1 protein-coding gene and 1 pseudogene are annotated in these 3,300 nt (G+C 76.6%); both read left to right on the top strand.

All coding sequences use genetic code 11. The features are described from left to right. A partial coding sequence (locus BZZ08_RS38235) for a DEAD/DEAH box helicase (protein WP_104636714.1) occupies positions 1 to 2,506 on the top strand: 2,506 nt, incomplete at its 5' end. Further along, a pseudogene (locus BZZ08_RS38665) lies at positions 2,503 to 3,300 on the top strand (SWIM zinc finger family protein); the annotation flags it as partial. The gene BZZ08_RS38235 and the pseudogene BZZ08_RS38665, both read left to right, overlap by 4 nt.

Here is a 3,300-nt window from a genome sequence, read left to right as displayed (position 1 = left end):
GGCCGGACACGACGCCTGGCGGGCCGGTCCGCTCGACCCCGACGACATCGCGCACCTGCGGGCCGTGGCCGCCGCCCTGCCCCCGGAGGGCCACGCGGTGCCGCTCGAAGGGCCGGGCCCGATCCGGCTGCCGGAGCCGGAAGCGCTGGTCCGCGCGTTTCTGGACGCGGTCGCCGACACGTTGCCCCGCACCCCCGCCGCACCGCACGCCACGGGCCGGCCCTTCGCCGCACGCGAGGCCCAGCGCCTGCCCGACGCCCACGACTGGGCCGCGGAGGTCGCCGCCGGCATGGACGCGGGCGTGCGGATCTCGCTCCGCCTGGACCTGTCGGCGTACGACCTGTTCGACCGGGACGGGGAAGGCGCCCCCGGGGCTGGGGGAAGCGGTGACGGCGGCCCGCGCAACGCCGGAGCGGCCGTCGTCCAGGTGCACAGCCTCGCCGACCCCACTCTCGTCGCCGACGCGGCGGACCTGTGGTCGGGGGTGGCCGACGCGGAGTTCGGCGCCCGCGCGCGCGTGGACACCGCCCTGGCGGTACGGCGCGCGGCCCGGGTCTGGCCGCCGCTGGACCGGCTCACCGAGCAGGACGTGCCCGACGTGCTCGCCCTGTCCGAGGAGGAGGTCACCGACCTGCTCGGGGTGGCGGCCGCCCGTCTCGCCGCCGCCGGGGTCGCCGTGCACTGGCCCCGCGACCTGGCCCAGGACCTCACCGCGACCGCGGTGATCAGGACCGCCCCCGGTTCCGCGACCGACGGCACGGGCTTCTTCGAGAGCGAGGACCTCCTCCAGTTCCGCTGGCAGCTCGCGATCGGCGGCGATCCCCTGACCGAGGCCGAGATGGACACCCTCGCGGAGGCCCACCGCCCCGTCGTCCGGCTCCGTGACCGGTGGGTGCTGGTCGACCCGGCGCTCGTCCGCCGGGCCCGCAAGCGCGACCTCGGCCTGCTCGACCCGGTCGACGCCCTCTCCGTCGCCCTCACCGGCAGCGCGGAGGCCGACGGCGAGACGGTCGACGTGGTGCCCGTCGGCGCGCTGGCCGCCCTGCGCGACCGGCTCACCGCGGGCGTACGGCCCGCCGAAGCACCGCCCGGCCTGCACGCCACCCTGCGCGACTACCAGCTGCGCGGTCTCGCCTGGCTCGACCTCATGACCTCGCTCGGCCTCGGCGGCTGCCTCGCCGACGACATGGGCCTCGGCAAGACCGTCACCGTCATCGCCCTGCACCTGAGGCGGGCCCGGACCGAACCGACCCTGGTGGTCTGCCCGGCCTCCCTGCTGGGCAACTGGCAGCGGGAGATCGAGCGGTTCGCGCCCGGCGTCCCGGTCCGCCGCTTCCACGGCCCCGACCGCACCCTCGACGACCTCACCGGCGGCTTCGTCCTCACCACCTACGGCACCATGCGATCCGCCGCCACGACCCTGGCCGAGCAGTCCTGGGGCATGGTCGTCGCGGACGAGGCCCAGCACGTGAAGAACCCGTACTCGGCGACGGCGAAGGCCCTGCGGACCATCCCGTCCCCCGCGCGGGTCGCCCTGACCGGCACGCCCGTGGAGAACAACCTCTCCGAGCTGTGGGCGCTGCTCGACTGGACCACCCCCGGGCTGCTCGGCCCCCTGAAGTCCTTCCGCGCCCGGCACGCGCGCGCGGTGGAGAACGGCGAGGACGACCAGGCGGTGGAGCGCCTCGCCCGCCTCATCCGCCCCTTCCTGCTGCGCCGCAAGAAGTCCGACCCGGGCATCGTCCCCGAGCTGCCGCCGAAGACCGAGACGGACCACCCCGTCCCGCTCACCCGCGAACAGGCCGCGCTGTACGAGGCGGTGGTGCGCGAGTCGATGCTCGCCATCGAGGAGGCCGAGGGCATGGGCCGCCGCGGTCTCGTCCTCAAGCTGCTGACCTCGCTGAAGCAGATCTGCGACCACCCCGCGCTGTTCCTCAAGGAGGAGCACCCGCCGGGCGGCACCGACCGGATGACCGCGCGTTCGGGCAAACTCGCCCTGCTGGACGAGCTGCTGGACACCGTGCTCGCGGAGGACGGCTCGGTGCTGGTCTTCACGCAGTACGTCGGCATGGCCCGCCTCATCACCGCCCACCTGGCCGCCCGCGCGGTCCCGGTCGACCTGCTGCACGGGGGTACGCCGGTGCCGGAGCGGGAGCGGATGGTGGACCGCTTCCAGAGCGGGGCGACCCCGGTCCTCGTGCTGTCCCTGAAGGCCGCCGGTACCGGCCTCAACCTCACCCGCGCCGGGCACGTCGTGCACTTCGACCGCTGGTGGAACCCGGCCGTGGAGGAACAGGCCACCGACCGTGCCTACCGCATCGGGCAGACCCAGCCGGTCCAGGTCCACCGGCTCATCACCGAGGGCACGGTCGAGGACCGCATCGCCGAGATGCTCCAGTCCAAGCGGGCCCTGGCCGACGCGATCCTCGGCTCCGGGGAGTCGGCCCTCACCGAGCTGACGGCGCGTGAACTGTCCGACCTGGTGTCCTTGCGGAGGCCGTCATGACCTCCCGGCCCGCCGACGAGGCCCGCCGCGCCCTGCGGGAGGCACGCGAGCGCGGGGAGGCGGCGGGCGCGGACGAGGACCGTGGGGCGACATCACTGCCCCCGTCGCCGTCGCCGTCGCCGTCGTCGCACCCGGCCCCGTCGCCGTCGGCCCCGGAACAGGAGGGCGACCCGGGGCGGAAGCCGGGGGAACCCACCCCGTCGCGCCCCGCGGACATCGCCCGCGCCGCGCTGCGCAGCGCACGCACCGCACGTCAGGCGGGGACGCACCATCCCGCGGGCAGCCCTGACACGCCGCCCGACGTCCCCGACGTCCCCGACGAGCCCGAGGCCGCCCACGCCTCCGACGTGCCGCCGCAGGGGTCGCAGAGCCCTGCGCGACCGGCCGGTTGGGGAGCCCAGGCAGGACCAGCCGTCCCGACCGGCTCGGGAGATCCGGGACCCGTGGGGGAGCGGGCGGCTCCGGGATCGAAGACCGGCCGGTCCGACGATGTGGTCGCACCGGACGGCTCGGAGGGGACGGGCGGCCGGGACGGCCTGGCCGGCTCGGACGGCCGAGGGGTTCCCGACGGTGCGTCACTCCCCGGCTCCGTGGGCGCGGGGGCCGCCCGGCCGGCGGACGTGGCGCGCGAGGCGTTGCGGGCGGCCCGTCGGCAGGCGAAGGCGGAGGCGTCGGCCCAGAGCGGGTCGGCCGAGGGCGGGTCGGCCGAGGGCGCGGCGCACGCGCAGGGGTCGTCCCGCCCGGCCGGTCGTCAGCGGCGGGCGGGCGGTCCGGGCACCGCCGACGCCCGCGCC

Source organism: Streptomyces sp. MH60, assembly GCF_002939385.1.
Taxonomy (GTDB): domain Bacteria; phylum Actinomycetota; class Actinomycetes; order Streptomycetales; family Streptomycetaceae; genus Streptomyces.
Note: the sequence above shows the minus strand (reverse complement) of the source record. Positions and strands in the feature narration are given on the sequence as shown.